This is a genomic window from Photorhabdus sp. HUG-39 (genome assembly GCF_963878365.1).
Taxonomy (GTDB): Bacteria; Pseudomonadota; Gammaproteobacteria; order Enterobacterales; family Enterobacteriaceae; genus Photorhabdus; species Photorhabdus kayaii.
In genome coordinates, this window is sequence record NZ_CAWNWY010000004.1 from 113,166 (window position 1) to 139,723 (window position 26,558).

Genomic DNA, 26,558 nt, shown 5'->3' on the forward strand with positions numbered 1-26,558 from the left:
GGCTTTGACTGGGTTTTACGCTCGAACATGATACAGTGCACCAAAAAAGTGCAGGAGTGTGGATGAAAACGGAAAATCTGCCCGATAGCGGGCAAATATTAAATTCGCTCATTAACAGTGTACTGGTACTGGATACTGATCTCGTCATCCGCTATGCCAACCACGCAGCACTACAATTATTCGCTCAGAGTGCCCGTAAATTATTCGGTACACCTCTTCCAGTGCTGTTCAGCTATTTTTCACTGGATACAGAATTGATGCGCTCTAGTCTGGTCAGTGGTCAGAGTTTTACTGATAACGAAGTAACATTAGTGGTTGAGAACCGCTTTCACATTATGTCGCTCAGTGCCCAACCCATTTCCGAGCAGTTCATCTTGCTGGAACTGGCGCCTATGGATAGTCAACGCCGGTTAAGCCAAGAGCAGGTACAACAAGCTCAGCAGATAGCCGCACGGGAATTGGTTCGGGGGCTGGCACATGAAATCAAAAACCCCCTTGGTGGGTTGAGAGGAGCCGCACAATTACTGTCAAAAGCACTGCCTGATCCTGCTTTGCAGGAATACACCCAGGTGATTATTGAACAAGCCGACCGATTGCGCCATCTGGTAGACAGATTGCTTGGCCCACAACATCCGGGTGAACGAATTAAACAAAGCATTCATTATGTTGCTGAACGGGTCTCTCAGTTAGTCTCGCTGGAAATGCCGGATAACGTCACACTGGTAAAAGATTATGATCCCAGTTTGCCAGAATTGGCCCACTATCCTGATCAAATTGAACAGGTATTGCTAAATATCACCCGTAATGCCTTACAAGCGCTAGAAAAACAGGGGGGAACCATTACTCTCCGCACTCGTACTGCTTTTCAAATTACCTTGCATGGCAAGCGCTATCGTCTGGCTGCCAGAATTGACGTGGAAGATAACGGGCCGGGTATCCCACCACAAATTCAGGACACCTTGTTTTACCCAATGGTCAGTGCTCATGAAGGTGGAACAGGTCTTGGTCTATCCATTGCTCGCAATTTAATAGACCAACACTCTGGCAAAATAGAATTCACCAGTTGGCCGGGACACACAGCATTTTCTATCTACTTACCAATTAAGAAATAGAGGATAACGATGCAACAGGGAAAAATCTGGATCGTCGATGATGACAGTTCAATCCGCTGGGTACTGGAGCGGGCGTTAAGTAACGCGGGGATGGAATGTACCAGTTTTGCAGACGCTGATAGCGCCCTGACCGCACTAGCCCAAAACACGCCTGATGTACTGATTTCGGATATCCGTATGCCGGGAATGAATGGGCTAAACCTGCTGAATAATATCAAACAGAGCAACCCGTTGCTGCCAGTCATCATTATGACCGCTCATTCTGATCTGGATGCTGCGGTCAGTGCTTATCAGCAAGGGGCTTTTGACTACTTACCAAAACCCTTTGATATTGATGAAGCCGTTGCTTTGCTGGAACGGGCACTTAGCCACTCCCGCGATCAGAATCAGCCAACTAAAAACCCGCAGGTCGTCACACCCGTTTCTGACATGATAGGAGAGGCGCCTGCCATGCAGGACGTTTACCGCATTATCGGCCGCCTCTCCCGTTCCTCTATCAGCGTCCTGATTAATGGCGAATCCGGTACCGGAAAAGAGCTGGTGGCCCATGCGCTGCACCGTCACAGCCCACGGGCCAATGAGCCATTTATTGCCCTTAACATGGCAGCCATCCCTAAAGATTTAATTGAGTCAGAGTTGTTTGGTCATGAAAAAGGGGCTTTCACCGGCGCTAATCAGGTACGTCATGGGCGGTTTGAACAGGCTAATCGCGGTTCACTGTTTCTTGATGAAATTGGTGATATGCCTCTGGACATTCAGACCCGTCTGTTACGGGTATTGGCGGAAGGTCAGTTCTACCGAGTTGGCGGTTATGCTCCCGTAAAAGTGGATGTGAGAATTATCGCGGCAACCCATCAGGATCTAGAACGTTTGGTAGAGCAAGGAAAATTCCGTGAAGATCTCTATCACCGCCTCAATGTTATTCGTATGCAATTACCGCCGTTACGTGACAGAGTGGAGGATATCCCTCGCCTGACGCGTCATTTCCTACAACAGACCGCCAAAGAGTTGGGCGTAGAAACAAAGATTCTCCATCCTGACGCAGAAATGGCCTTAATGCGCTTACCCTGGCCGGGCAATGTTCGCCAGTTGGAAAATATCTGCCGTTGGCTGACAGTCATGGCGGCAAGCCAAGAGGTACTAGTACAAGATTTGCCGTCTGAATTATTTGAACCCCATCATACCGAAATCGGCACAACAACATCTGTAAATACCGTACCCGCAAATAGAACACCTACCAATACCATACCGGAAAACTGGTCGCAGCTACTTGCCCAGTGGGCAACAAATGCCTTGGAAAATGGTCAGCAGGATCTGCTATCTGAAGCATTACCATTATTGGAGCGTACCTTACTTGATTGTGCACTTAAGCATACCAAAGGCCATAAACAAGATGCTGCCCGATTGCTGGGTTGGGGACGCAATACTATTACACGGAAGTTAAAAGAACTTGGGTTGGAGTGTTGAAACAAGGCTATAATCGCCCCGTTTCTATCTCTCTTACCAGTGCTGATATATCTACACCGTAATTCATTAACGTTTCCGACTCTGGTCCGCATACCTGCTCAGGAATCCGTTGACGTTGATAGTGGAGATTCTTTCTCTTCTGAAAGCCCTTAGTAAACAGTATATCAGCTCGCAATGCTTCAAAACTGTAACCACGACCAACAAGATTCACCACGCTAATCAGGTTGTTCAGACTCTCTATATAAGCATTGGAGATCGGGTGGTCGAAGTAAGCAAAAACATCATCGTGCCAGTTATCTATAGCTTTAACGAGTGGGTCAAAATGCACCTTCATTTCAGGTGTTATCTGTCTAAGCCAAACATAGTAAGCTTGCTGTGCCTCGTACCTATTTTTGAAGTTCCAGATGTCGAAAAATGACTCTTTCAGCTCGTAAGCATAACCCAGCTCAGGATAGTTGAGTATCCAGTCAGATAATCGCATATATTCGGCATCTGTCTGCTCGTGGCGACGTTTCAGCAACACAAAGTGATCTTTCATCAGTCTTCGACGCTGCTGAACGTTCAAGCCGCCTCTGATGACCTTTAGCACTCTTTCTAGTGACTCATTCGCCATACGGACAACATGAAACTTATCGATGATAACCGTAGCGTCAGGGATCATAGTAGCCACTGCATCTCTGTATGGTCGCCACATATTCATAGCTACATAGCGCACCTGATAGCGATCTTTTCGTTTAGTTAGGTAGCGCATAACAGAGGCTTTGTTATTGTTATCGAGCATATCAACAATGGTTTGCAGCTCGATATTGGCGATAACGCACCGGGGTTTTATGATATGGATTTCGTCAATACCCAGCCATTTAGGCATTTCAAAATTGAGGGTCTTTTCCAGTCGCTCACAGGAGTCGTGAAATATATTACGAACAGTCTTTTCATCCACGCCTACGTCCTCTGCTACGCTGGAGAAGGTGCGCCGTAGACTCTCGCGCTCGATGTATTGGATCAAGCGGTGAGTCATTTGCCGCTTACCATCCTTGTGCGGTACTGGTTCCATAAACGTCTTACAACATACTTGACAGCGGTAGCGGCGGCGATTCAGTATAATCCCTGTCCGCTTGCCATTGACAGGAGTATCCATGATCACCTCATCACGACGGCCAAAGCCAACGATTCGAGAATGTTTGCAGTGGATGCAGTGAGTAGGTGGGCTGGCAGTTCCTACATGTACCTGGTAATCATGCTCCAGTTCGGAGACAGACAGGACGACATAATCAGGCCAGTTAATGATGTTTGCCATAAATAGCCAACTTATTCTTTGTCAGTTATTCTACGAGCGTTACACTCCAAGCGATCAAAACATTCTCCGCGACCGATTTTATTCGCTTGATAATTTTCTGGCGTTCTGTTTTGTCGTGACACTGGTGAGCCTCCTCAACAAGCTCTGCAAGGTTAGTGTGCATCGTGTTGGTAATATCAAAATTAGGTAATGATAGATGTTTGAACACATCCGCAACTTGAATGGATACATTGTGACTGTTAATCCATTCTTGAACAGTTAATGAATTCAGTAATCCGCACAAATAATACGCTGTTTCTTTGTTATCAAAGGATGCAAAGTATACTTTGTGATCTGGAATATAAACACGTTCGCCAACAACAGGTACATTCTGAAAGCTTGCAACCGCTGCATAAAACGATGAGGACATTTCCGGCCATATCACTTTCCATGGTTTGAAGGTGTAATCACCAACATTATAAACAGCATGGTAAGGAGCACCTTTCATTTGGCGACGATAGGTAGAACGTTCCAGCAACAGTCTCTCGAATCCCTTAAACCATGCTAAGGTTTTTTTCATCTTCGGGGAATGCAACTGTGCATCCGCACTCTCGTACTCAGCATTTGAAATACCTGTGTTTGGTACGAATGTAAACAGCCTTTGTTCAACATCATCATAATCTGGAGCATCAAGTTTCAAGTAGCACTCATCGAAATCACTCGCTCCCTTAATTAAAGGGTAAAGCATATCGGGCTCTACCCATTGAGTTTTCTGTGGCCCAATGTCTTTCCGTCCAGCTTCAGGGCGGCTTTGAATCTGAACGAGAGTGCCATTGTTTTGCAAGATTGGAACAAAATAAACTCCGTTAAGATCCGTGGTAATCCCCTTCCGCCCTTTAGTCCATTCACACTGTAATGATAGATATTTAATCGCATTGAAGCGCCCAGGAGCGAGTATCGCCCACGGAGAACCTTCATCACCAACCGGAAACGCTTCTTTTGTCGTATGAGAAATAGCTTTCAGCACGTTATTAAGAGGTGTGCAGGGCCTAATAGCTTTCCTGTGACCAGGATTAGCTGACCATACCCTGTAAGCTACGGGGTATTGTGCGGTGACGATGGATTTTCGAAACAGCGCAACAGACGTGTGGTTGCTTGCATCTTCAAATGGTTTTAATTCCTTCATGTCATCAACAGACAATGGTTGAAGATAAAGTGAATCCTCTCGCTGTGAATCTAGTTTAAATGTTCTAAAACCTGCTGATGATGGGTTCTTAAAAAGTGTGCCAGTGATGACAAACGCTAGTTTGCCACCTATATCCAGCCATTTATCGGAGACCGTATAGGTTATCATGGCAGATATATCAAGTTCATTCCCACCATGGCGTTTGGTCTTAGAAAAAATACCATAGTCTTCACACGTTGGTTTAACACGTTCACGATAAAGGTCAGGTAGCTTTGACCATCTAACCCAAGGAGGATTGCCAATAACTAAATCAAATTTACCTGCTGCCGCTGACCAGAAGAAGTTCCTGACAATCCGAAACCAAATACCGTTCCATTGTTTTCTGTGTAGATTTAACACTTGATCATAGGTATGTCGGAGTGGTTTGTCCCAGTTCGATAGCTCTTCTTGGGTGACTATACTTGCTGCTGTCAGTTTTTGGCTGGATTTGTCGAACTCTAATCCCTGCTCAACATCTTTGCCCATTCGTTCAAAAACAAAATCGAGGCGCTCCCTGTTTAAAGCTAACTCAACAGGCAAGTGAATATTCAGTTTGGCTACCTGACTTCCAATGTTGTATTCAACAATTCTATTTTTTCCAGAGGGGATCTCCGCAGGTGAATAAATGGCATCAGCCATTAGTACAGGAACCTCAATATCCATTCCTGGACATGCAGCGAGAAGGTCTGCAATTTCCATCAGGAAATTTACACGAGCAGTCTGAACAGCAAGCGGGTTCAAATCAAAACCCCATACACTATCACATAGGTTTTTGATAACTTTAGACACACTCCACCCCTGTATTGCCGCCAGCTCACGTTTTTTGCGAATCACCGCCAGTAAGAATGCCCCGGATCCACAGGTAGGATCTAACACACGCTTCTCTAATAATGTGTTGTTAGCAGCTCTCTGAAGCGTAAAATCAACCAACCAGTCTGGGGTGTAAAATTCACCAAGGCTCTGCCGGAGTTTGCCAGGAACAAGACCTTGGTATAGATCTCGCAAAACATCCCTTGTCCTAGATAAGTGATCAAGCCGATATAACGATAAAACCGAGAGCAACCGCCTCAAGGAAGGTAGTAACGCCGGAACAACCTTGTCTCTAGCAAGGCCAATATACCAGCTAAAAATAGCCTCTTCGACAAAACCGTTAATGCCTGCTTCCCTGAAAATGGCCGATTTCTCGACAGAGTAGTCCAAATAATTCACCAACTCGTCATCATCTTTTTGAGCCGACATACTCTGAGCAGGTTGAGTCGACGATGTTAATCCATGTGCTGATACAATCTCGGCAGCTAACAGTTTAATGAGTATCGAATTGTAAGTATGAATGACAAATAGCCGTGCCGATGTAGAATCTTCCCGAAAACCATTCCAAATAAATGCAATCTCTTTGTTAATAGCCTCTGTTTGTGAAATTGACATATCAGCAACTTGGCCGTACAAAGTTCTCCACTCCTCAAAAAGCATTTTAATTTTGTTGTTGCCTTGCTGTTTTAAGTAGTAAAGCAGGCCATCAGACATAGCCTGCATAAATTCACGAGCATCTGCTGACCCATGTCCAAAATCAGCCAATAGGTTCTCAGTTGTTAAGGCTTTTCGCGTATCGGAGACAAAAGCGTCAATCACCAAATCGACCGCATAGGTTGAAAAGGGAATTAAGTGTTGAGTATGAATCTGATCACCATGGACCTGAGCAAAACAAATGTGTTCACCGTCAATAGCTATTCCAATGAAATCAGATTCAGGAATTCCTGTTTTCGCTGACTCACACTGTATATATGGCAAAAGTCGTTCTTCTGTGGCACTTTTGAAGCCAGGGCTGTCCTTCTTGCCACGAAACAAACCTGGCGCTTTGAATTCAATGATTACGTGATTATGGCTTGAGTCTTTACGCCCGCGCTCAGCATTCAAATGAAATCCAGTAGCATCTTCTATCGCCTTCATCCAAATGTATCGAACTTCCTCTTCACCTTTCCAAGGCTTTAGGCGCTTTTCCTGAATAGCTTCGTATGCCTCTTGGCCCATTACGTACCACCTTATAAACCGGTGTAAAAATTTTCCCAATTATGAACCTGAACAATAATAGCATCAACCGTATAATCCGATTTTAAAAAATTTAACCAGATAAGGCTGACCAATACAGAATGCCGTGTCAACAATTCGGCAAGTTAGGGATCGTCATAACTGATTGACTGGCTGTATTTTATCTGATAAAACCAGTATCAAACGTGATTAATTTACGATCAATCGAGATAATAGAATCGACAAAAGGCAAGATTGAGCAGCATCTATCACCCTCCGGTTGAAAACGACAATTTTGTCCAAGTGAACAGAGCATATCTGAAAGAACAACTTTTCCTGATAAGGAGAAACCAATAACCTCAGAAATCCTGATATATACCTTTTGAGAATGTGGGGCACACAACCAACGCAGGAGTATGTTGCTATTTAACTCTGATCGAATACAGAGGTATCTTGAGTGCCTGTAACGCACAGTAAAAATACTCACAGAAGATCGCTGAATTGAGTCTGTAAAGTTCGGCGATGTAACAACATATTGTCTCACCAAGTGAGCAATAACCTAATTAAAAAAATCACAGCCTTCGTTGTGATTTAAATTCAAACTAGTAATTAAAAGGTTGGTTTAAGATGATGAAGTGGTGCCGGATTATTATGGCGATTATTTTGTTTTATTCTCTTTTCGTTGGTATGATGCAAGTATTGTCGATCAATTTTTATATTTTCCGTGATTACTTTGGATTGTGGGAGATTCCAGCCAAAGTGGCCGCTGCTATAGCTTCTCTTTACGTTTTTTGTCTACTTGTTAAGTTTTTGCCTCTTATTATTGCTATTTTTATATGTAGCTTAGTTTTGGTGGTAAATGTATGGCATTGGTCATTATGGGTTTCGGTCCTTATACTTATTTGGCCGGTTATTGTTGTTTTAGCTTATTGCGTACTCACCAAAAGCCTGAAATATAATACATCAGACTAGTACTACAGCCGTAATTCTCTTTCTCAACAGACGATACATTCATAGAAAAGCTGAAATCATACGACTTCTTAATGTTGGGACTAAACACCTGGTTCAGTTCGTCCATAATTTACCTGTCCGCGTTGCTGTAAGGAATATATCAGGAACAAGTAATTACACAATTTAAATTACAGTCTCACACTGAAGATGGCGACAAAGAGTAACAGAATTTCATTACACAACGTTAATTATTTTTATAGAATAAATTAAAATATTCGGAATTTTTATTTTACGGAAACTTAATATCTTATCGAGTACTCTTTGAGTAAATTTTTGTTATTTGATTAATATGGTTATTTTTATTTAAATATGTTATATTAATTTTTTTAATTAATAATAGAGATAGCGTATGGATGACAGAGATAAATTAATGCAACGAATAAATAATGTTCTAGTTAATAGTTCAGTCATAGCTGAGGACAAACTAGCTGTAATGATGATGTTCTGCTTTCAATTATTATCATCTACAAATACAGAGAGGGTTAATATGCGTATCTCTGATGGTAGGCTATTAACACTGAAATTCGAAGAAAATTTAATTAATCATTGAGTTGGAGCTTATGTATGGAATCTAGTATCGAAAATGACCTCTGGAAAGAGGTAGATCGGCAAAATGATTTGCTTTGGAGAATAGAAGAAGCTAAACGTGTAGCAGGCCTCAGTCTCGAAAGGGCAGTAAATGACACTATAGAATTAGGTGAAGAGGTCGTAGATACTATAGGCTTAGGTATGAGACGTAAGCTCTGGCAATTTTCATATTTTTTTGACGGTTATGAAGATGTATACGGAAGGATAAAAGAAGAAGATCACAGAATGAAGTTAAATCTGATGGATCTTAAAAATGAAAATAAAAGAAAATTCATTTCGAGAATAACAGAAATATATATTGATGAAGTATTTAAAGGTAATGAAGAAAAAGAGAAAGAAAGAATATATGGGAAAATATTAAAATTTTCCGCTAAAGTGGCAATAGGTAAATCAATTAAATTAAGTGTGTCAGCTATAATAGCAGAAGCTATATATTTAAATTTAATTAAAAAAACTATAGTGAAAAATGTAGCCAAACGATTTATAAGTGGATTGTTAAATATCGCTCAATTTTACGGATATTACGAGAAAGCATCAATATCAGCAAATAGACTTAAAATAACATGTCCACAATTCTATTGGGCTTTGTATTTTCAAAAACTGGAAATGTTATATTTTATAGTTGAACCTGAATTAGAAAAGGGAATTTATTTAATAGAAGGATTCAAGAATAAGCAGATCAGCGAAGAAGAAGTTGCTCGCGTACTTGCAAATATGATGGGTAATTGAGTTTATATATGAAAAATAAAATATTTAGTAAAGGATGGTTCAAAGATCTTTTTTGTGTATTTATTAAAGAATTATTGTGGTCAAATATGCCTGTTGTAGCCATTTTTATATGGGGAATTATATCAGTGTATTTCTTCCCCGATGAATGGTGGATTATATCTTTAATAGGAAGTATTGTAATTGTTGTTCTATTCTTTGTTCTCACATATTTAAGTGAAAGAAAAAAAAGCTAAGTATATATGCTTAACTTTAATTGTCATCCTTAAGCCACCTCCCAGGGAGGTGGTCTTCTACTTTTAATAAACCCGTTCATCCCATATACTATAGGCTGATGTTCCTGCTGTTACATGGTTCCATGTAATGGATTTATATTTAAGAAAGATTTTCTCATACGGCATTAACTCATTACTATTAATTGAATTTGGGTAAGTACAGGAAATATCAACAATAGTTGCTTCCGTAATTTTTACTTCATAAAAAAGCTCTGACTGCCCTGTCTGACTCGTCCTATAAAAAATAAAAGCACCATTTAATGATTCGTTAGAATCTATAGCCATAGCTAACAATGGGGATGATTTATCAACGGGTTTGATAAATTGTATAGGATGATGACTTACGTTCTGGTTACGAGTTATTGTGTGATTTAGACTGAGTACCTGTATTTGATCTTCATGCCCTTTTTGGTATCGATTCCCTATAGAATCGAGGGTTGAGCATCCAGCTGATATTAAGCCTTGTTTCTTACCATTTAATGTTAGATAAATCATGTATGACATAAAGATTACCGTCCTAGTTTCTTATTCAAATGATGTTAACTCAATTTTTGGGCTAAAAAAGTAACTTAACATATAAAAAAACTTATGAATACAGGAAGGACTTTTTCAGTGAAAAGTTAACTGTGTCTCCCTCCGAAACATAGCTCACGAGCAGTTGAAATCACATATTCGGCCCATAATTACGATAAAATTTATTTTTCGGCGCTGGTTGCTCTAATTTCTGCTGCCTCATCGCCTGTTCTGTTTGTAAAAACTCTCGAACTATTGGGGCGGTGCCGTCAATTCGGTCACACGATTGTCTAAGTAATAGACCTATTTCAACAGCGCGACGTTTTCTTCCGAGGTGCAATCGAACATGTTCTGCAAGGCGGACTCTGTTTACAATTTTATGTAATTGCCCTTTTATTTAAAAACCATGTTCTGAACAATCAAATCACTCTTGAAAACTGACGCTGGCTAACTTCCCGGCGCAAATAAATATCAAAACACATACAGATATTACGAATCAGTAACCGGCCTCGTGGCGTTACCCAAATCTGTTTCTCATTCACTTCAACCAACCCATCTTCAACCAGTGGCGTTAATAATTGCAAATCTTCCGCGAAATAACAGGTAAAACTCAGCCCATATTGCTGCTCAATATCGGTAAAATTTAGACGGAAATTACAGATAAGCGCTTTAATAACATCACGACGAATACAATCATCTCGGGACAGCGTTAAACCACGCCATAAGGCATGCCCCTGTTTTTCTAATTCCGCATAATAGCTTTTTAACTCTTTTTGATTTTGGCAATAGCTATCGCCCAACATACTGATAGCAGAAACGCCCAAGCCTAGCAGGTCACACTCTTCCTGAGTGGTATAGCCCTGAAAATTGCGATGTAACTTCCCTTCCCGTTGAGCGACTGCCAGTTCGTCATCCGGGCGAGCAAAATGGTCCATGCCAATAAACTGATAGCCATTGTTTGTCAGCGTTGCGATTGTTTCTTGCAATATATCCAGCTTTTGTTCAGCACTTGGTAAATCATGTTCCTTAATTTTACGTTGAGCAGCAAATAAGCTCGGCAAATGAGCATAATTGAAAATACTCATTCTGTCCGGTGATAACGTTAATACTCGCTCCAGAGTAAATGCAAAACTTTCTGGTGTTTGTTTCGGCAGGCCATAAATCAGATCAATACTAGTGGAATTAAAACCCGTTTCACGGGCACGCGCGACCAAAGCAAAGATAAATTCCTCATCCTGCTCACGGTTCACCAGACGTTGTACTTCTTTATTGAAATCCTGCACACCCATGCTCAGACGGTTAAAACCTTCACTACGCAGGTGATCGATCATATCCAGTTCAATTTCACGTGGGTCAATTTCAATAGAAATTTCAGCATCTGGCAGAAAATCAAAATGGTGACGCAATAATCCCGTCAATTTACTGATTTGGTCTTTATTAAGATAAGTTGGCGTACCACCGCCCCAATGCATCTGACTCACTTTACGACCAGAAAATAACTTTGCCCGGCCACGAATTTCCCGTTCAAGCCATTGCAAATATTCATCCGCTTTATGCTTCTGACGGGTGACCAGTTTATTACAACCACAGAAATAACAGAGCTTATGGCAAAATGGGATATGGAGGTAGAGAGAAAGCGGTCGTTCAGGGTAACGGGCAGCAGCCTGGATAAATGCTGCATTGTCATACTGTTGATTGAATTCCAGCGCCGTAGGATATGAAGTATAACGAGGGCCGGAATAATTGTATTTCTGGATCAAAGGCAGATCCCAAACGATGGCTTGCTCAGACATGCTCATTCCTTCCGATGTTTTTGCCCATCAAAACGTAACGCTTTCATATGCTTAATATGTTGCGCTATGGTGGCTCCGCGCAGCCGGGTTTTACGCCGCGATAATCGCCACAGTTTACCCAATAACCATAACAAATAACATACTATTAGTATGGTTATTAGGATTAACCCGCCTCTGATCATGAGAGATTAAATTAGTTACCTTTCAGCAGTTGCATAATGTCATCCTGCTTCTCTTCTTCACGCTCTTCCTCATCCAGTTTAATACCTAACTCTTCCATCAGAGCGTCAATCCGATCCAGCGTAGTGTCAACATAAGCATGCTCTTCTTTAGACAGACTTTCGCCATTTTCCAGACGCTCTAACAATGCATCCAGACGATCGTCGTTTTCCAACATTGCTAACTCTTCCTGTGGCGACAGACGTGGTTTTGTCTCGACTTTATTAGCAACGACAGGTTTTGTCGGTTGTTCCCCGACGATCAGCGGAACAGGCACTTTACTACCAAGACGTGGATCACGTTGCTGTTTGCCTGACTGATGTTTATCACCGCTCTGTTCCTGATTGCGGTTACCGGGCGGATTGCCACGATGTTTTTTCTCACGCTTACGTGCACGCCCTTCCGCATTCAATTCTTCGCGGTTTTTTCTTTTCTGTTTACTAGCGGATACTTTGGCTGGTGCTTTTTTCTTTAACGGGTTCATAGCCTGTTACTCAGTTTGGTTTATCAGGGTATTGCTGCGCCGGAATCTAGCAGAAACTGCACGTATAGAAAAGCGCCGTGAATAACTCTTTATCTTTTAAAAAAAATAGCCAAAAATCTCTTATCATTCATGCATGGTTTAACCATCAACAAATATTCTATTACTCTTAGCTTTCAATAAATGATAAATCGATATGCCTATTTTTGATACTTCTTGCTATAAATCCGTTTACTTGTGGGTAGTTGGTTATGCTTTGTTATGGATGATAGTGAGTTATTCATTCGACCCAACCGTCCCTTATGATGCCGTCGAAGCATTGAACTGGGGAAAAAACGGCGAATGGGGTTCACCTAAAAATCCGTGGTTAGTGGGTGTAATGATGCTGCCTGCTATCCATATAAGCGGTGTTTCATTGAGTTTTTACTGGTATTTCATTCACTTTATTGCTATCGCGATTAGCATGCTCGGTGTATGGCATCTGGCATTTCGGCTAACAGGAAAAAAAGAGCTGGCATGGCTCGCCATGCTGACATTGAATCTGTCTGGTATTATTAACTTCGATATTATCCCATATAACGATAATTATCTGCTAATTATGCTCTGGCCGTGGATTATGTTGTTCTTTCTACGAGCCGTATATGACAATCCACGTTGGTGGTTGGCGTTTGCCCTTAGTTCTGGGCTGGCAACAATGGGAAAATATTCCACATTGGCATTGGTTGGTTCAGTTTTTCTATTGACCCTGTTTGTACCTAAAATTCGCCAATGTTACCGCCAACCCGCGCTTTATCTCGCACTGGTTATCTGGTTTGTGCTGGTCCTGCCTAACTTCTGGTGGCTATGGAACAATGATTTTGCCGCTTTCAAATGGGTAGATTCACAAATAGATAGTGGATTTAATCTACACACTACCCGATCGTTATTATCGGTATTTTATCCGCTGATTATCGTTGGCATTATTATCTATCAGCTTGGCGGCCGTATTAGCTGGCCGAAGGAGCAACCGAACCGATTGGTAAACATTATCATCTTGTTGCCATTACTGATTATCTACTGCTGGTTCTCATTCAATAAGGGGGGAAGAATGACAGAATGGCTGCACCCCTTTATGTCCGTTTCATCAGCGCTGTTGGTTGGTTCTATTACTCGTTTTCCACAGAAATCATTACGCAATACCCTGAGAGGGCTGATTGTCGTCGCAGGGTTGATTCTGATGGGATATGTACTGATTATGGCAGCCAATATTCGCGGTGCCGGCCATAAATTCGAAGGTATCAAAGATTTTTCCTGGCAACTGGAACAACGCTGGCATCAACGCTATTCGACACCGCTCCATTATGTCGGGGGCGAATACTTGCATCAGTGGCTGACTGTTTACGCGCCAAGTCAGCCAGAGACTATTCAACCTTGGATATCAGGAGAACAGGCACCCAATATCTATAACCGCCATGTTAAAGCAAGCGATATTATACGTGACGGCGCTATTCTGGTAGGTGCAAAGGGAAAAACCTGCGAACAAGAAGATTTTCACAGCGTTCTGCAAGACTGGTCAACATTAAGAATAAATAGTAAGGAAGAATTTCTTTTCCAGCCCGAACCTGAAACTAAGCCAACAATAGTCTGTGTAGGTTTTGTGTCACCGGAAAAATATCAGTAATTTTCTCTGCAAGTTGAAAGCCTGATTTAATAGGCTTTCAACATTTCAAAGCAATACCGGCAACCGCACCCAATACAATAGAAATTGCCCCAGCTATCGGATAATGCTCACGCAGATGCTGCACGATTGCTAGGTTCGGGACGCAATACTATTACACGAAAACTGAAAGAGCTAGAGTTGAAGTAAGGAGATAATATCTCCAGCCCTATCGCCACTTTGTGGAATTTAATATATTAAATTCCCCATTATCAGGATTAAATAACCGATCTCGATCACATTTTACACTATCCATTCAGACAAGAAAATAATACCACATTAGAATAGTTTAATAATGTTATTATCAAGCTATTAAGATTATTTATGGGAAGCCGTTTTCTTTATCACCGAAGCCTGACAGGACTTATCCTGCTGGCAATTTCTGAACTGCTCTATGCCTCAACACCGATCAGCCCTGCGGCTCAAGAAACGATCACGCAACAACAAAAAGCATTACTGCAACAAGCCCAACAGCAAAGGGAAACGCTGCGCAACAACATCACTTTACCTCCATCACCCGATGTAGCACCGAGTACAGCAGGATCTATCTGCCACACCATTCACCGAATTGAATTTGACGGTGCAAAAAGCCTGCCTCGATCAGTCAAACAGCACTTAACACGCCCTTATTTATCCCACTGCTTATCTTTGCAGGACATTAATGCATTGGTACGAAAAACCACTAATGCCTATATTGAACGGGGTTATGTCACTTCCCAAGCCAGACTCAGCGCACAGGATTTATCCTCCGGTATTCTCATTATTACGGTCAATGAAGGCAAAATTGAATCAGTCAGCCTGGACGGTGAAACACCTCTCTCGTTGAAAATGGCTTTTCCGAGCATAGTGGGTAAAACGCTTAACCTGCGAGATATTGAACAAGGCATGGAGCGTTTAAATCGCCTGCCGTCTCAACAAGTGACCATTGATATTCAGCCGGGAAAACAATCGGGTTATTCCACGGTTATTTTAAAACGAACATCGATTCGCTTACCCATTAGTGCCAGTTTGGGAGCGGATAACAGTGGTCAAAGAAGTACCGGCGCCGGGCAAATCAATACCAGCGTGAATCTGGATAATCCATTACATCTTGCTGATCAGTGGTCATTATCCGCCAGCCGTAACAGTGACTTCCGCAATAGCCATCAAAGCCGCAGCCTCTCTGCCAATGTGACGATTCCTTATGGTTACTGGTTATTCAGTTATCAATATGCATGGAATGATTCTTTTCAGAATATCCCGACGGGTTCACAAACCTATCGCTACACCGGCGACAGTCAGACTCACCGGCTGGCAGTAAACCGGACGTTATATCGTGATGGAAAACAGAAACTGGCGTTGGATATGGGGCTGACACGCCGTCGGACCACCAATTTACTGGCAAAAGAAACATTATCCATCAGCAGCCCGACACTGAGCACAATCAACCTTGGCGTTAATTACAGTACTGTGCTGGCAGGAAGCTATGTCACTTTCAACCCGACGGTAAGCCACGGTTTACAAACATTTGGCGCCACCAAAGACGATCCGCGTTTCTCAGATGCGCCACGTAGTCAATTTCGCAAATTCAGCCTTAGCGCCAGCTATTTCATGCCTGTCACAGACTCCATTTATTACCTGTCATCGATTTACGGCCAGACCACGCCAGACAACCTTTACGCCAGCGAACGTCTCTCACTGGGCGGACAATATTCCGTTCGGGGATTCAAAGAACAATATCTCACCGGCAACCGCGGCGGATATTGGCGCAACGAGCTAAACTGGCGGGTATCAAAACTTCCTATTCCAGGCGAACTCATTTTAACCGGAGCGCTGGATACTGGCTGGTTACAGAAAAAAACCGGACAAATCGAGGGCGGCAATGTCACCGGCGCGGCTCTGGGCTTATCACTGACTCACCCTGGATTCAACCAAACCATCACTATTGGGAAGCCCCTCATTCACCCTGATCACCTAAAACCGGATCACTGGGTCACTTATTGGTCAGCATCACTGACTTTGTAACACTTAAATTAAACAAAAGGGATAGTATGATGAGTAAACGCAACAGCTCGGTGGCGAGAGGCACGAGTTATCTTTTAATTTACCTTACCGCCATTCAGCCGCTTCACCCGGCGATTGCCGCGGGGATCACACCGGATAATAACCATACGCAGGTACAAAATCAGGGCAATGTCCCGGTTGTCAATATTGCCACGCCGAATGACGCGGGGATATCCCACAACACCTATAAAGAGTTCAATGTCGCCACTCAAGGTGCTGTGCTTAATAACGCCACGCAAGCGGCTCAATCGCAACTGGCCGGGCAACTTAACGCTAACCCTAATCTGCATGGAAAAGCGGCGGAACTGATTATTAATGAAGTGACCGGCAGCGGACAATCTAACCTGCAAGGCCAGTTGGAGATTTTCGGCCATAAAGCCAATATGATGATTGCCAACCCCAACGGCATTACTTGTGATGGCTGTGGTTTTATTAATACTTCGAGTGCAACACTGACCACGGGTAAACCCCAATTTGATAAACAGGACGCGTTGGAAGCATTGGAGGTTAAAACAGGCCAAATCACTATTGGCGGTAAAGGGTTAGATGGCAAGACGACGGATTATGTCGATATTATCAGCCGGGCAACGGAATTAAATGGAAAAATTCAGGCGAATAACCTGTCCCTGACGCAAGGCGCTAACCGAATCAGCTTAAAAGATGGCACAGTTAAACCTGCCGCTGGCGAAGGTGTTAAACCTCAATTAGCGGTTGACACCAAAGCGTTAGGCGGCATGTATGCCAATAAAATCCGACTGGTTGCCACTGAAGAGGGCGTTGGCGTTAATTTAAAAGAGTTAACCAGTCACCAGCGTGATATTACTTTAAACGCCAATGGCAAAATTGAACTGGGAAATATTAACGCTAAAACGGACCTGAATATTATTGGCAAAGAAACCCATATTTCACCCAATATTAACGTGCAGGCGGGACAGGATATTATCCTGGAAAATACCACGCTGGATAATAAAGGTAGCGTGACTGCTGGCCGGGATATGCGGATATTTGGCGATACTGTGCGTAATAGCGATAATAAAGCCTTGCTGCAAGCCAATAATAATATGTGGATACAGAAAGATGCTCAGGGGAATAAAGGTCATCTGATTGAGAATAAATCTGCGACGATAAAGACGGTAAAGGGGGATTTGGTTGTCAGGACCCAAAAACTTAATAATACACGTGATGTTTTTGTTGTTAAAAACAAGGAGTTAATACCAGATTCAACAGATAAAAACCTGATTATTAATGAAACGAAAACCTGTGATTTTGGAGACCCGGTTATTCATGAAGCTGCATTAATCACTCCACTTCCTGATAAATGGTTTGGGCGTGTTGATTTTGGTAGAGATAATACTACAGATGGGGGAATTCATATAAATCACGCCAGAACTGAAACCATCAATTCTGACAGTAAGCAACCTGGAGTGATAGCATCTGGAAAGAGCATTTATATCAACAGTGATGAGTTATTGAATTTTGTCAGTAAGATGAGTGCCGGAAAAGATATTTTCTTAACAGGAATTAATTTTATTAATGAAAGCAAAATAACCGGCGTGCTAAATAATTATATTGTATATACTGAGAAGGAAACCGAAGGTAGTGTGTCTTCCCGTGGCGACGTATATATCAGGACAGACTTTGACAGATCAGGAAACGTTAAAACATGGGAGGATGAAAGCAATATTATTGAACCCGCCAGTGTTGTTGCTGCCGGTAATCTTGTCGCTGATTTTAAAGATAATATTAATATTCGCACACCACCCCCTTATGACATCAATGAAATGTCCCAAATCACCGTTGCAGGGGGTTATGATGCGTTATCTGCTAAAAATATTGTCTTAAATTCAGGGAAAATCAACAACAATAATATTATCAAAGCTAATAACAACATCACGATTTTAGCAACTGACGCTGTTACATTAAACACCGGGGAAGTTATTTCGGGTGGTGATGTATCCATGATCACCGCTAATAATATTGATGTATTGCAGAGTAAAATCAAGGGAAAAAACATTACTGTTATTAGCCGTAATGCTGATTTGAAATTGCAAAGCAATGAGACTGTCGGATATTTCAACCATGATGGTAATAGAATAATCAGCCGCATTGAGGCAACAGGTGATTTATTGCTAAACGCAGGTAAGAATATTATTTTTCGGGACATATTTTTAACTAAAAGTGATAATATTACTTTAACGGCAAATAATGATATCACTATTGATAATAACAATGCGGTGCTATTATCACATAAACGAATTGGCAGTATTATCTCTTTCATTAAAGAACAAGAACTTTTTAATAACATGTTATCTAAAGTGGGTAAGCTGGATGCAAAAAGTTCTATTGTGATTAATGCCGGTGGAAATTTATCGGCTAAGAGTATTCGTTTCTCCGCAGAAAAAGACATCAATTTAACTTCTGCAAAAAGTATTGATCTGGCTCCCCGTGAATTATCTCCTTCACTGAGTAAATTATTCCCTTCATCACGTTCAGGAGAATTAAGCAGCCAATTAACCGCAGGGAATAATATCAGTGTCATCAGCGGTACAGATATTAACGGAAAGGCGGTTCAGATACAGGCAAACGGTAACGTATTATTGTCCTCTGGAAGGAATATCACACTCCTGCCCCTGCTTTACTCTGCTATTGCTTACAATGACGATGACAGACCTGAGCATTATGATGAACATAAAGATGACAGAAATTATGGCACACAAATCCGTGGTACTAAAAAGCTGACAATGGCTGCCAATGGAGCCATTACCACTGTGGGTTCAAAGTTACTTTCTGATGGTGATATAACGATTACCTCTGGTGGTGATATACGTTTCGAATCGGCTCGGAATCACTTCTACAAAGATCGCGCTGATTATTTCAAAGATAACAGCATCACAGAAACCTATACTCAACAAAGTACTGAATTAACCAGTGGTGGTGTGCTAACCGTGCTTTCAAACGGCAGTATTCTTTTTCAGGCCACTAAACTGGCGGCCAAAGGGGCAATGGATATCGCGGCGAAAGGTGGCTATCTGTACGCTCAGGCGATGGAAGAATCTAACCATTATGAGAACACAGAGACAAGTCGTAATTGGTATGGCAGGAAGAAAACCGCTAAACGTACCCGTCATGATGTCACTAATAAAGTCACTGAATTTACCGCGGGTGGTGATATTAATCTGTTAAGTCGGGATGACAGCACTTACGAAGCCAGTCAAATTGCCACTAATAAAAACGCCAAATTGACCAGCACTCACGGTAAAGTCAATTTTAAAGCGGTAAAAAATACCGCTTTTGAACAGACTATTACCTATTCCAAAGGCTTTTATATTAAGCAAAGGGATAAAGGTTATACCGAAGATAAGTGGGTTCTTCCCTCTATTCATATTGGCGGAAAACTGACCGTAGAAGCGGCTAAAGGTGTCAGCGCGGATATCAAAGCGAAAAATGGTCAGTCATTACAAAATGTCCTGACTGTATTGGGGAATACACCGGAGACCGCCTGGCTGAAAGGACTCAACGAAAATAAAGATACCCAGTGGAATGTGGTGAAGGATGCTTATGACAGTTGGGATCACAAAAGCCAGCATTTAAACCCGGTGGTTTCTGCGGTGATTGCGATTGCGGCAGCGGCAGCAACCGCAGGCAGTTCTCTGGCGGCATCTGTCGCATCTTATGCGGGTAATAGCGTTGCGGGTGGGGCATTAACCGCAGGAATGTCATCACTGACGGCACAGGCGGCGGTTGCTATTGTGGATAATCAGGGTGATCTATCCAAAGCACTAAAAGTGTTGGGTAGCAGCGATACCGTTAAATCAACCATTACCTCAATGGCGCTTGGTGGCGCACTGGCGGGTTTTGATAACGTCATGGGATGGGATAAAGCCGCCAATGGCGCTCAAATTGACCCGGCAAAAGCGACATTACCTAAACTGAGCAATGGCGACTGGAGCAAAGTGGCTCAACGGATCGCCGGTCAATCCATTATCAGTTCCAGCCTTGGTACAACCATCAATGGCGGTAGTTTTAAGGACAATTTTACCACCGCATTACTTGCCAATATTGGCAGCCAGATTAACGCCGAAGGTGCCGGGTTGATTGGGGCTAACGGTCAGGTGTTAGATTTACCCGGAAAAGCCATTAGCCATGCGGCGGTTTCTGCCCTTGCTGCGGAAATTGGCGGCGGTGATGCCAAAGGGGCGGCGGCTGGAGCATTAGCCGCAGAACTGGCCGCGATAACATTGGATAAAACATTCAATGATCCAATGAAAATTCAGGCGGGTGGCAAAATCATTGGCAGCGTCGCAGGTGCCATTGCGACCAACAGCGCCAAAGGGGCTAACAGTGGGGCTAATGCCGGGGAAATTGTTATTCTCTTTAACCACCTGAACTCCATGAATGCCTACAATCTGGTCAGAGAACTCCAGGAAGCCAATAAGCAAGGAACGCCTACCGAAGCAATCTGGAACAAATACAACAAACTGAGCGCTACACAACGGGCAGAAATGTTGTCTCACTGTGCCGGGAACGGTGGGTTATGCACACTGACCTATCAGGCTGAAATGGAAGGTGGGATAAAAACAGCGGATGCCATCAGTGGTCTGAGATGGATGTTTGGCTTATCGGCTGAAGATACTCATCGTCTCAGCCAGTTTGTGACGACAGAAAACCAAAACGATTTAGGGCTGTTATATAACTCGTTGCCCGCTTGGGAAAAAGGTGCACTAATAGCCAAAGAGGCAGTAGAATCTGCCGGTATTGGTGGTGCTATCGGCGGTAAAGCTTCGGTTGCCTCGATTGTTGGGAAGAATAAACAGCCTTATCAGGGCACAGCTGGAAAGGGAACGACTACTTACCCAGAAGGAATTCATTTTAATATTAACCAGAAAAATCACTTAGCCACATTTGATGGAATATCTAAAAAAGGGATAAGTGGTACACATAATGCTAATGCTTTCAATCAAGCGGCATCTGAAAATGGAATTAAAATTGTTAACCAGACACCAACTAGTGTTAAAGGCATTACGCAAATTGAGTATCAAATACCAGCAAAAGATAGAACCGGAAATGTTATTGGCTACAAAAACCAAATATTCAAGAAAACAGTATATGATCCAAACATTTTTTCCGACCAAAAAATGTTAGATCTTGGACAGCAGGCTGTTTCTAATGGTTATAAAAATGCAGTTTCTCAAAGTCTACGAGAATATGAATCAACCGCAGGTGGTGTGAAGTTTCAAGTTTATTTAGATCAAAAAACAGGTGCAGTTACTAACTTTTTCCCGGTGACACAATGAGTAATAAACGTCTTTTCGAAAAAATAGATTATGATAATGATTCTAAGTGGGTTATGAAGGAGTTTTTTAATTCTATATACTCCCAAGGTGAATTTTTATGGGCTTTACCGCTTGTTCTAAAAAAGGACGGGTGTGGAGTTAATGAAACCTATTGTACTTTCCCAAACTTAGATGATCCTGATCCTGAATATCATTTCGAAGGAGTAATGTTCGGAGTATGGGAAGGTGAAATCATAGTTCCCGAATCTACTTGCTTTGAGTATGTAAAACTAGCCTGTGAGAAATATCTTCAATTACATCCAGAAGATACAGAGCAAGTAAAATCCTTACTTGCTCAACTCCCTTAAACCAGAAAGATCCTAGCATTGAATGCTAGGATCTTTTTTAACGTTTGAACAATCATATGGCCCGCTTGGGAAAAAGGTGCACTGATAGCCAAAGAGGCGGTAGAATCTGCCGGTATTGGTGGTGCCATCGGCGGTAAAGCTTCGGTTGCTTCGATTGTTGGGAAGAATAAAGAGCACAATTATTGTAATATTTTTCAGGCTAATTACCATCATATTATCTAAAAAGATTATTTATTCTGTTATTTTAATATTCTTTCCTTATTCTCATAAAGTTACTGATTTAAATTAACATTAACCATCTCCCTATCGTTAAAATAGGGAGATTATGCCTTAGATAGAGATAATTAAGTAAAGAGAAAAACTAATATTGGGGAGCCAAAACTAATTTTTCTTTCCGCCAGAAACGGAAAAGCGATATTTTCCTACGCTGTAGAGTAAATCGGCGAACAAGATAGTTTGCTGTCAATTCCAATGCCAAACACATCACGAAATAAATTAACGCGACAAATAAAAAGACTTCTGTCGGGTAAACCATGCTGCGGTTATTAACCTGAGTTGCCAGAAATGATAATTCCGCCACGCCAACAATATAAGCCAGAGAGGTATCTTTTATCAGCGCAATCCACTGATTAATAAAGGAAGGTACCATCATACGCAACGCTTGTGGCAAAACAATGTACCAAAGTACCTGCCAACGGTTAAAACCTAATGATAGCCCTGCTTGCCACTGACCGGCACTAATCGCAATAATCCCCGCTTTTACCCCATGAGCCAAGTAAGCCGATGTAATCAGCGCCAGAGCACAAACCACCGTGGTAATTTCTGGAATTTCCACACCAAGCATCACAGGCAACAGGAAGTAAGTCCAGAAAATCAGCATAATGACTGGAATTGCACGGAAAAAGCCCAATACCGCGGCTAACAAATTAACCCAGAAGCCTTTCAGCATTGCCAAAGCAATACCGGCAACCGTACCCAATACAATAGAAATCGCCCCGGCTATCAGGCTAATAATCAACGTCAACGCCGCCCCTTCAAGAGGACCATCAGGAAACGTACCTAACAGTAGATAGCGCCAGTTTTCTACAATGACTGAAAAATCCATTTTAATGTCCTCTCGTTATAGCTTGTTGTTGACGCCATTGCCCCCAACCTTCCATAACGGCAATGATGGCGATATATAGCACCGTTGCAACACCGAATGCTTCAAACGTTTTCAATGTTTCGGTTTCTACTTGACGCGAAGCATATGACAACTCAGCCACGCCAATTGCCATTGTCAGTGACGAGTTTTTCACAATATTCATATATTGCCCTAGCAATGGCGGCGTTGCGATCTTCAACGCTTGTGGTAATACCACATAACGCATTGCTTGCCAGCCAGTGAGCCCCAGTGCATGAGCTGCATATTTTTGCCCGCGCCCTATACCCTGAATACCAGCACGTAGCTCTTCTGCCACGAATGGCGCTGAATAGAGAGTCAAACCAATAAATCCAGCCAGGAATTCGAATGAAGGCCAGGCCAATGGTAGACCTAATAGATTGATTTCATGAGGCGTGTTCAGCCAAAGCATCACCTCTTGCGGCAGTATTTGCCCTGAGGCGAAATACCAGAAAAACAGTTGCACCAGCAAAGGCGTATTGCGAAATAGCGTGGTGTAAGCGGTTACCGGCCAACGGAGAATTTTCAATTGGCTATCACGAGCAGCAGCCAATACAAATCCTAGCAAGGTGGAAGCGACAACGGTACAAGCGGATATCCACAGCGTAATCAGGAAACCTTGCCAAAGCCACCCCAAATATTGGGGAGCAAGCAACTGTTCTGTAACAAATAACTCAAACATATCTTACAATTACCCGGTATTACTAATGACAAAGCCCCGCAACAACAGGCGAGGCTAGTTACCAAGGGTTTATCACTTATTAGTATTAGGACTCTGTTTGCTGCTCCAAAGGCGCAAACTTAAAGTCACCTCTCGGTTGAGCCGATTTGGTTTCCGGGCCAAACCAACGGTTATAAATTTCCGCTGCTTCACCCTCTTTTTCCAGTTTCAGCAAAGTTTGGTTCACCGCCTCAACCAAGCGCTCTTGTCCTTTCGCCGCAGCCACTGCCTGATATTCACGGGTGATGCTAAAAGGAGAGATCTCAAATTCAGCTTTTTGGGCTTCCGGCACATTAGCCAATAGACCGACTAACTTAGCATCATCCTGAGTGATGGCTTGTACATTGCCATTACGTAACGCAGCAAATGCCAGAGGTGTGTCATCATAAGAGATCACTTTGGCTGTCGGGTAATGCTCACGCAGTGTAATTTCCTGTACTGTTCCTTTATCAGCACCGATACGTAAGTTTTTGATGTCTTCAGGCGATTTTAAAACCCCTTTACGGGCAATAAATTTCTGCCCAGTGGCAAAGTAAGGGATTGAAAAATCAACCTGCTTAGCACGCTCATTAGTAACGGTAAAGTTGGCGGCAATCAAATCAACTTTCTTTGATGCCAATAGGGGTAAACGGTTTGCCGGGTTAGTTGGACGCAACACCAATTTAACCCCAAGATCATTCGCAATCGCATTTGCGATATCTACATCATAACCCGCCAGTTTTTTGGTTTGCGGGTCAATAAAACCAAACGGCGGGTTACTGTCGAAAACAGCTATCCGCACTGCGCCGGCTTTTTTAATATCATCCAGTTTATCCGCCTTTGCAGCACCAGTAACCAATGTTAACCCAGCCAATAACGCCGTAATAAGAACGCGAGATTTCATTAAACTCTCCTGACAATAATTAATTCTTTATTATTCCAAGCTATCAATTTCACTATAGTGCATGAAATAATATAAATAACTATATTTATAACTATCAGCAATTATAAGGCAAAAAAATGCCGGTAAAAATACCAGCATTCAGATTATTGACCAAGTGGTTAGCAAGCTATTCGTTATCTTTCGTCAACAGTTTTTCCAATTCATCACCACCTACATGCCGGAAATCCTGCCCTTTAACATAGTAGAAAATGAATTCACAGATGTTTTGACAACGATCACCTATTCGTTCAATAGAGCGTGCACAAAGCAGGACGGTCAGTACACTTGGGATGGTTCGAGGATCTTCCATCATATAAGTCATAAGCTGGCGGACAATACCTTCATACTCTTTATCCACCTTTTTATCTTCGTGATAGATACGAATCGCTTCTTCCAGATCCATGCGGGCAAAGGCATCTAACACATCATGCAGCATCTGGATGGTATGACGGCCAAGGGATTCCAAGCTAACCAACAGTGGTTGATGCTGATGTGAGAATTTCTCAAGTGCCGTCTGGCAAATTTTATTTGCCACATCACCAATTCTTTCCAGTTCAGCGATTGTTTTCGAAATTGACATAATCAGCCGCAGATCACTGGCCGTTGGCTGACGCTTAGCTATGATGCGAACACACGCTTCATCAATAGCCACTTCCATCATATTGACCTTATGATCATCCTCAATCACTTCACGCGCCAATGCGGCATCCTGATTATGCATCGCGGTAATGGCTTTGGAGAGTTGCTCCTCCACCAGCCCACCCATTGCCATCAGTTCGGTACGGATATGTGCCAGTTCAGCGTTAAACTGACCAGAAATATGCTTATTGAGATTCAGATTGTCCATGTTATGCCCCGTAATTAACCATAACGACCAGTAATATAATCTTCAGTTTGTTTCATTTTTGGTGTGGTAAACAATGTGTCTGTATCACTGAATTCAATTAATTCACCAAGGTACATAAACGCCGTGTGGTCTGAACAACGCGCGGCCTGTTGCATATTATGCGTCACAATCACCACGGTATATTCAGATTTCAATTCGCTGATCAACTCTTCAATTCGACCGGTAGAAATCGGGTCGAGGGCTGAACAAGGTTCATCCAACAGCAAAACTTCTGGCCGGATCGCAATGCCACGCGCAATACACAAACGTTGCTGTTGCCCGCCAGATAGACTGTATCCGCTCTGATACAACTTATCCCGGGTTTCATTCCATAAAGCGGCTTTTGTCAAAGCCCACTGAACACGTTCATCCATTTCTGCTCTGGAGAGTTTTTCAAACAGACGGACACCAAACGCGATATTGTCGTAAATGGACATCGGAAATGGCGTTGGTTTTTGGAATACCATGCCAACTTTTGCCCGTAGCAGCGCCACATCCTGTTTATCAGTCAGGATATTATTGCCATCCAACAAAATTTTACCTTCTGTCCGCTGCTCACCATACAGTTCATACATTTTGTTGAAAGTTCGTAGTAATGTAGACTTACCGCAACCCGACGGACCGATAAAAGCGGTAACTTTGTTCTTTGCAATATTCAACGTTATGTTTTTCAGCGCATGAAATTTGCCATAGTAAAAGTTCAGATTGTGGACCTGAATTTTGCTGCTAGCGATATCATTAACTATGCTCATTTACTTCTCTCTGTTGAAAATATC

Annotated in this window: 20 protein-coding genes; 10 read left to right on the top strand and 10 right to left on the bottom strand. The window is 42.5% G+C overall.

The features are described 5' to 3' along the window. Positions 1–62 precede the first annotated feature (62 nt). Both glnL and glnG read left to right on the top strand, forming a co-directional pair. Positions 63–1,112: a nitrogen regulation protein NR(II) gene (gene glnL, locus AAC155_RS04535; RefSeq protein WP_113041197.1), complete on the top strand. Its 1,050-nt coding sequence runs from the start codon at positions 63–65 to the stop codon at positions 1,110–1,112. Between the two features lie 9 nt (positions 1,113–1,121). After that, positions 1,122–2,579, top strand: a complete 1,458-nt coding sequence (gene glnG / locus AAC155_RS04540; protein WP_113041198.1) for a nitrogen regulation protein NR(I) — start codon at positions 1,122–1,124, stop codon at positions 2,577–2,579. Between the two features lie 7 nt (positions 2,580–2,586). On the opposite strand, the gene AAC155_RS04545 is transcribed toward glnG, so the two are convergent. After that, on the bottom strand, positions 2,587–3,876 hold the full coding sequence (locus tag AAC155_RS04545; RefSeq protein WP_113041199.1) for an ISL3 family transposase: 1,290 nt from the start codon (positions 3,874–3,876) through the stop codon (positions 2,587–2,589). Between the two features lie 25 nt (positions 3,877–3,901). Then, positions 3,902–7,108: an Eco57I restriction-modification methylase domain-containing protein gene (locus AAC155_RS04550; RefSeq protein WP_113041200.1), complete on the bottom strand. Its 3,207-nt coding sequence runs from the start codon at positions 7,106–7,108 to the stop codon at positions 3,902–3,904. Between the two features lie 648 nt (positions 7,109–7,756). On the opposite strand from AAC155_RS04550, the gene AAC155_RS04555 reads away from it, so the two are divergent. The 3 genes from AAC155_RS04555 (at position 7,757) to AAC155_RS04565 (ending at position 9,666) form a co-directional block, all read left to right on the top strand. After that, positions 7,757–8,077 carry a hypothetical protein gene (locus AAC155_RS04555; RefSeq protein WP_228901250.1) on the top strand — a complete coding sequence of 107 codons (321 nt, stop codon included), beginning with the start codon at positions 7,757–7,759 and terminating at the stop codon, positions 8,075–8,077. A gap of 603 nt (positions 8,078–8,680) precedes the next feature. Further along, entirely contained in the window at positions 8,681–9,433 is a 753-nt protein-coding gene (locus tag AAC155_RS04560) for a hypothetical protein (RefSeq protein WP_113041202.1), read from the top strand. Between the two features lie 8 nt (positions 9,434–9,441). Next, positions 9,442–9,666 (top strand): hypothetical protein, encoded by a 225-nt coding sequence (locus AAC155_RS04565; protein WP_040151315.1) that lies wholly within the window; start codon positions 9,442–9,444, stop codon positions 9,664–9,666. 63 nt (positions 9,667–9,729) lie between these two features. Here AAC155_RS04565 and AAC155_RS04570 read toward each other — a convergent pair whose 3' ends face one another. From AAC155_RS04570 to yihI, 3 genes are all read right to left on the bottom strand, one after another. Further along, a complete protein-coding gene (locus AAC155_RS04570; protein WP_112895327.1) occupies positions 9,730–10,209 on the bottom strand; it encodes an Hcp family type VI secretion system effector in 480 nt (159 codons plus the stop codon). Between the two features lie 428 nt (positions 10,210–10,637). Then, positions 10,638–12,011 carry an oxygen-independent coproporphyrinogen III oxidase gene (hemN, locus tag AAC155_RS04575; RefSeq protein ID WP_113041203.1) on the bottom strand — a complete coding sequence of 458 codons (1,374 nt, stop codon included), beginning with the start codon at positions 12,009–12,011 and terminating at the stop codon, positions 10,638–10,640. Between the two features lie 193 nt (positions 12,012–12,204). Then, positions 12,205–12,714, bottom strand: coding sequence for a Der GTPase-activating protein YihI (yihI, locus tag AAC155_RS04580; protein ID WP_113041204.1), 510 nt, complete (start codon positions 12,712–12,714; stop codon positions 12,205–12,207). A 193-nt stretch (positions 12,715–12,907) separates the two neighbouring features. Between yihI and AAC155_RS04585 the strand changes: the two genes are divergently transcribed. The 5 genes from AAC155_RS04585 to cdiI all read left to right on the top strand — a co-directional run bounded on the left by AAC155_RS04585 (position 12,908) and on the right by cdiI (position 22,091). Continuing rightward, entirely contained in the window at positions 12,908–14,371 is a 1,464-nt protein-coding gene (locus AAC155_RS04585) for an ArnT family glycosyltransferase (protein WP_113041205.1), read from the top strand. Positions 14,372–14,455: 84 nt separating this feature from the next. Further along, complete coding sequence (locus tag AAC155_RS24385; RefSeq protein WP_113041206.1) at positions 14,456–14,557, top strand: helix-turn-helix domain-containing protein; 102 nt, start codon at positions 14,456–14,458, stop codon at positions 14,555–14,557. A gap of 174 nt (positions 14,558–14,731) precedes the next feature. Continuing rightward, positions 14,732–16,411 carry a ShlB/FhaC/HecB family hemolysin secretion/activation protein gene (locus AAC155_RS04590; protein WP_113041207.1) on the top strand — a complete coding sequence of 560 codons (1,680 nt, stop codon included), beginning with the start codon at positions 14,732–14,734 and terminating at the stop codon, positions 16,409–16,411. A gap of 29 nt (positions 16,412–16,440) precedes the next feature. Beyond that, entirely contained in the window at positions 16,441–21,744 is a 5,304-nt protein-coding gene (locus tag AAC155_RS04595) for a DUF637 domain-containing protein (protein WP_158536491.1), read from the top strand. Next, complete coding sequence (gene cdiI, locus AAC155_RS04600) at positions 21,741–22,091, top strand: ribonuclease toxin immunity protein CdiI (protein WP_146747585.1); 351 nt, start codon at positions 21,741–21,743, stop codon at positions 22,089–22,091. The genes AAC155_RS04595 and cdiI overlap by 4 nt, the downstream gene beginning before the upstream one ends. 361 nt (positions 22,092–22,452) lie before the next feature. Here cdiI and AAC155_RS04605 read toward each other — a convergent pair whose 3' ends face one another. The 5 genes from AAC155_RS04605 to pstB form a co-directional block, all read right to left on the bottom strand. Further along, positions 22,453–23,196: an amino acid ABC transporter permease gene (locus AAC155_RS04605; RefSeq protein WP_113041208.1), complete on the bottom strand. Its 744-nt coding sequence runs from the start codon at positions 23,194–23,196 to the stop codon at positions 22,453–22,455. Position 23,197: 1 nt separating this feature from the next. Beyond that, a complete protein-coding gene (locus tag AAC155_RS04610; protein ID WP_112895597.1) occupies positions 23,198–23,935 on the bottom strand; it encodes an amino acid ABC transporter permease in 738 nt (245 codons plus the stop codon). Positions 23,936–24,020: 85 nt separating this feature from the next. Further along, on the bottom strand, positions 24,021–24,857 hold the full coding sequence (locus AAC155_RS04615) for an ABC transporter substrate-binding protein (RefSeq protein WP_113041209.1): 837 nt from the start codon (positions 24,855–24,857) through the stop codon (positions 24,021–24,023). Positions 24,858–25,023: 166 nt separating this feature from the next. Next, positions 25,024–25,743 (bottom strand): phosphate signaling complex protein PhoU, encoded by a 720-nt coding sequence (gene phoU, locus AAC155_RS04620; protein ID WP_113041210.1) that lies wholly within the window; start codon positions 25,741–25,743, stop codon positions 25,024–25,026. A gap of 14 nt (positions 25,744–25,757) precedes the next feature. Then, a complete protein-coding gene (gene pstB, locus AAC155_RS04625; RefSeq protein ID WP_113041211.1) occupies positions 25,758–26,534 on the bottom strand; it encodes a phosphate ABC transporter ATP-binding protein PstB in 777 nt (258 codons plus the stop codon). Positions 26,535–26,558: the final 24 nt, after the last annotated feature.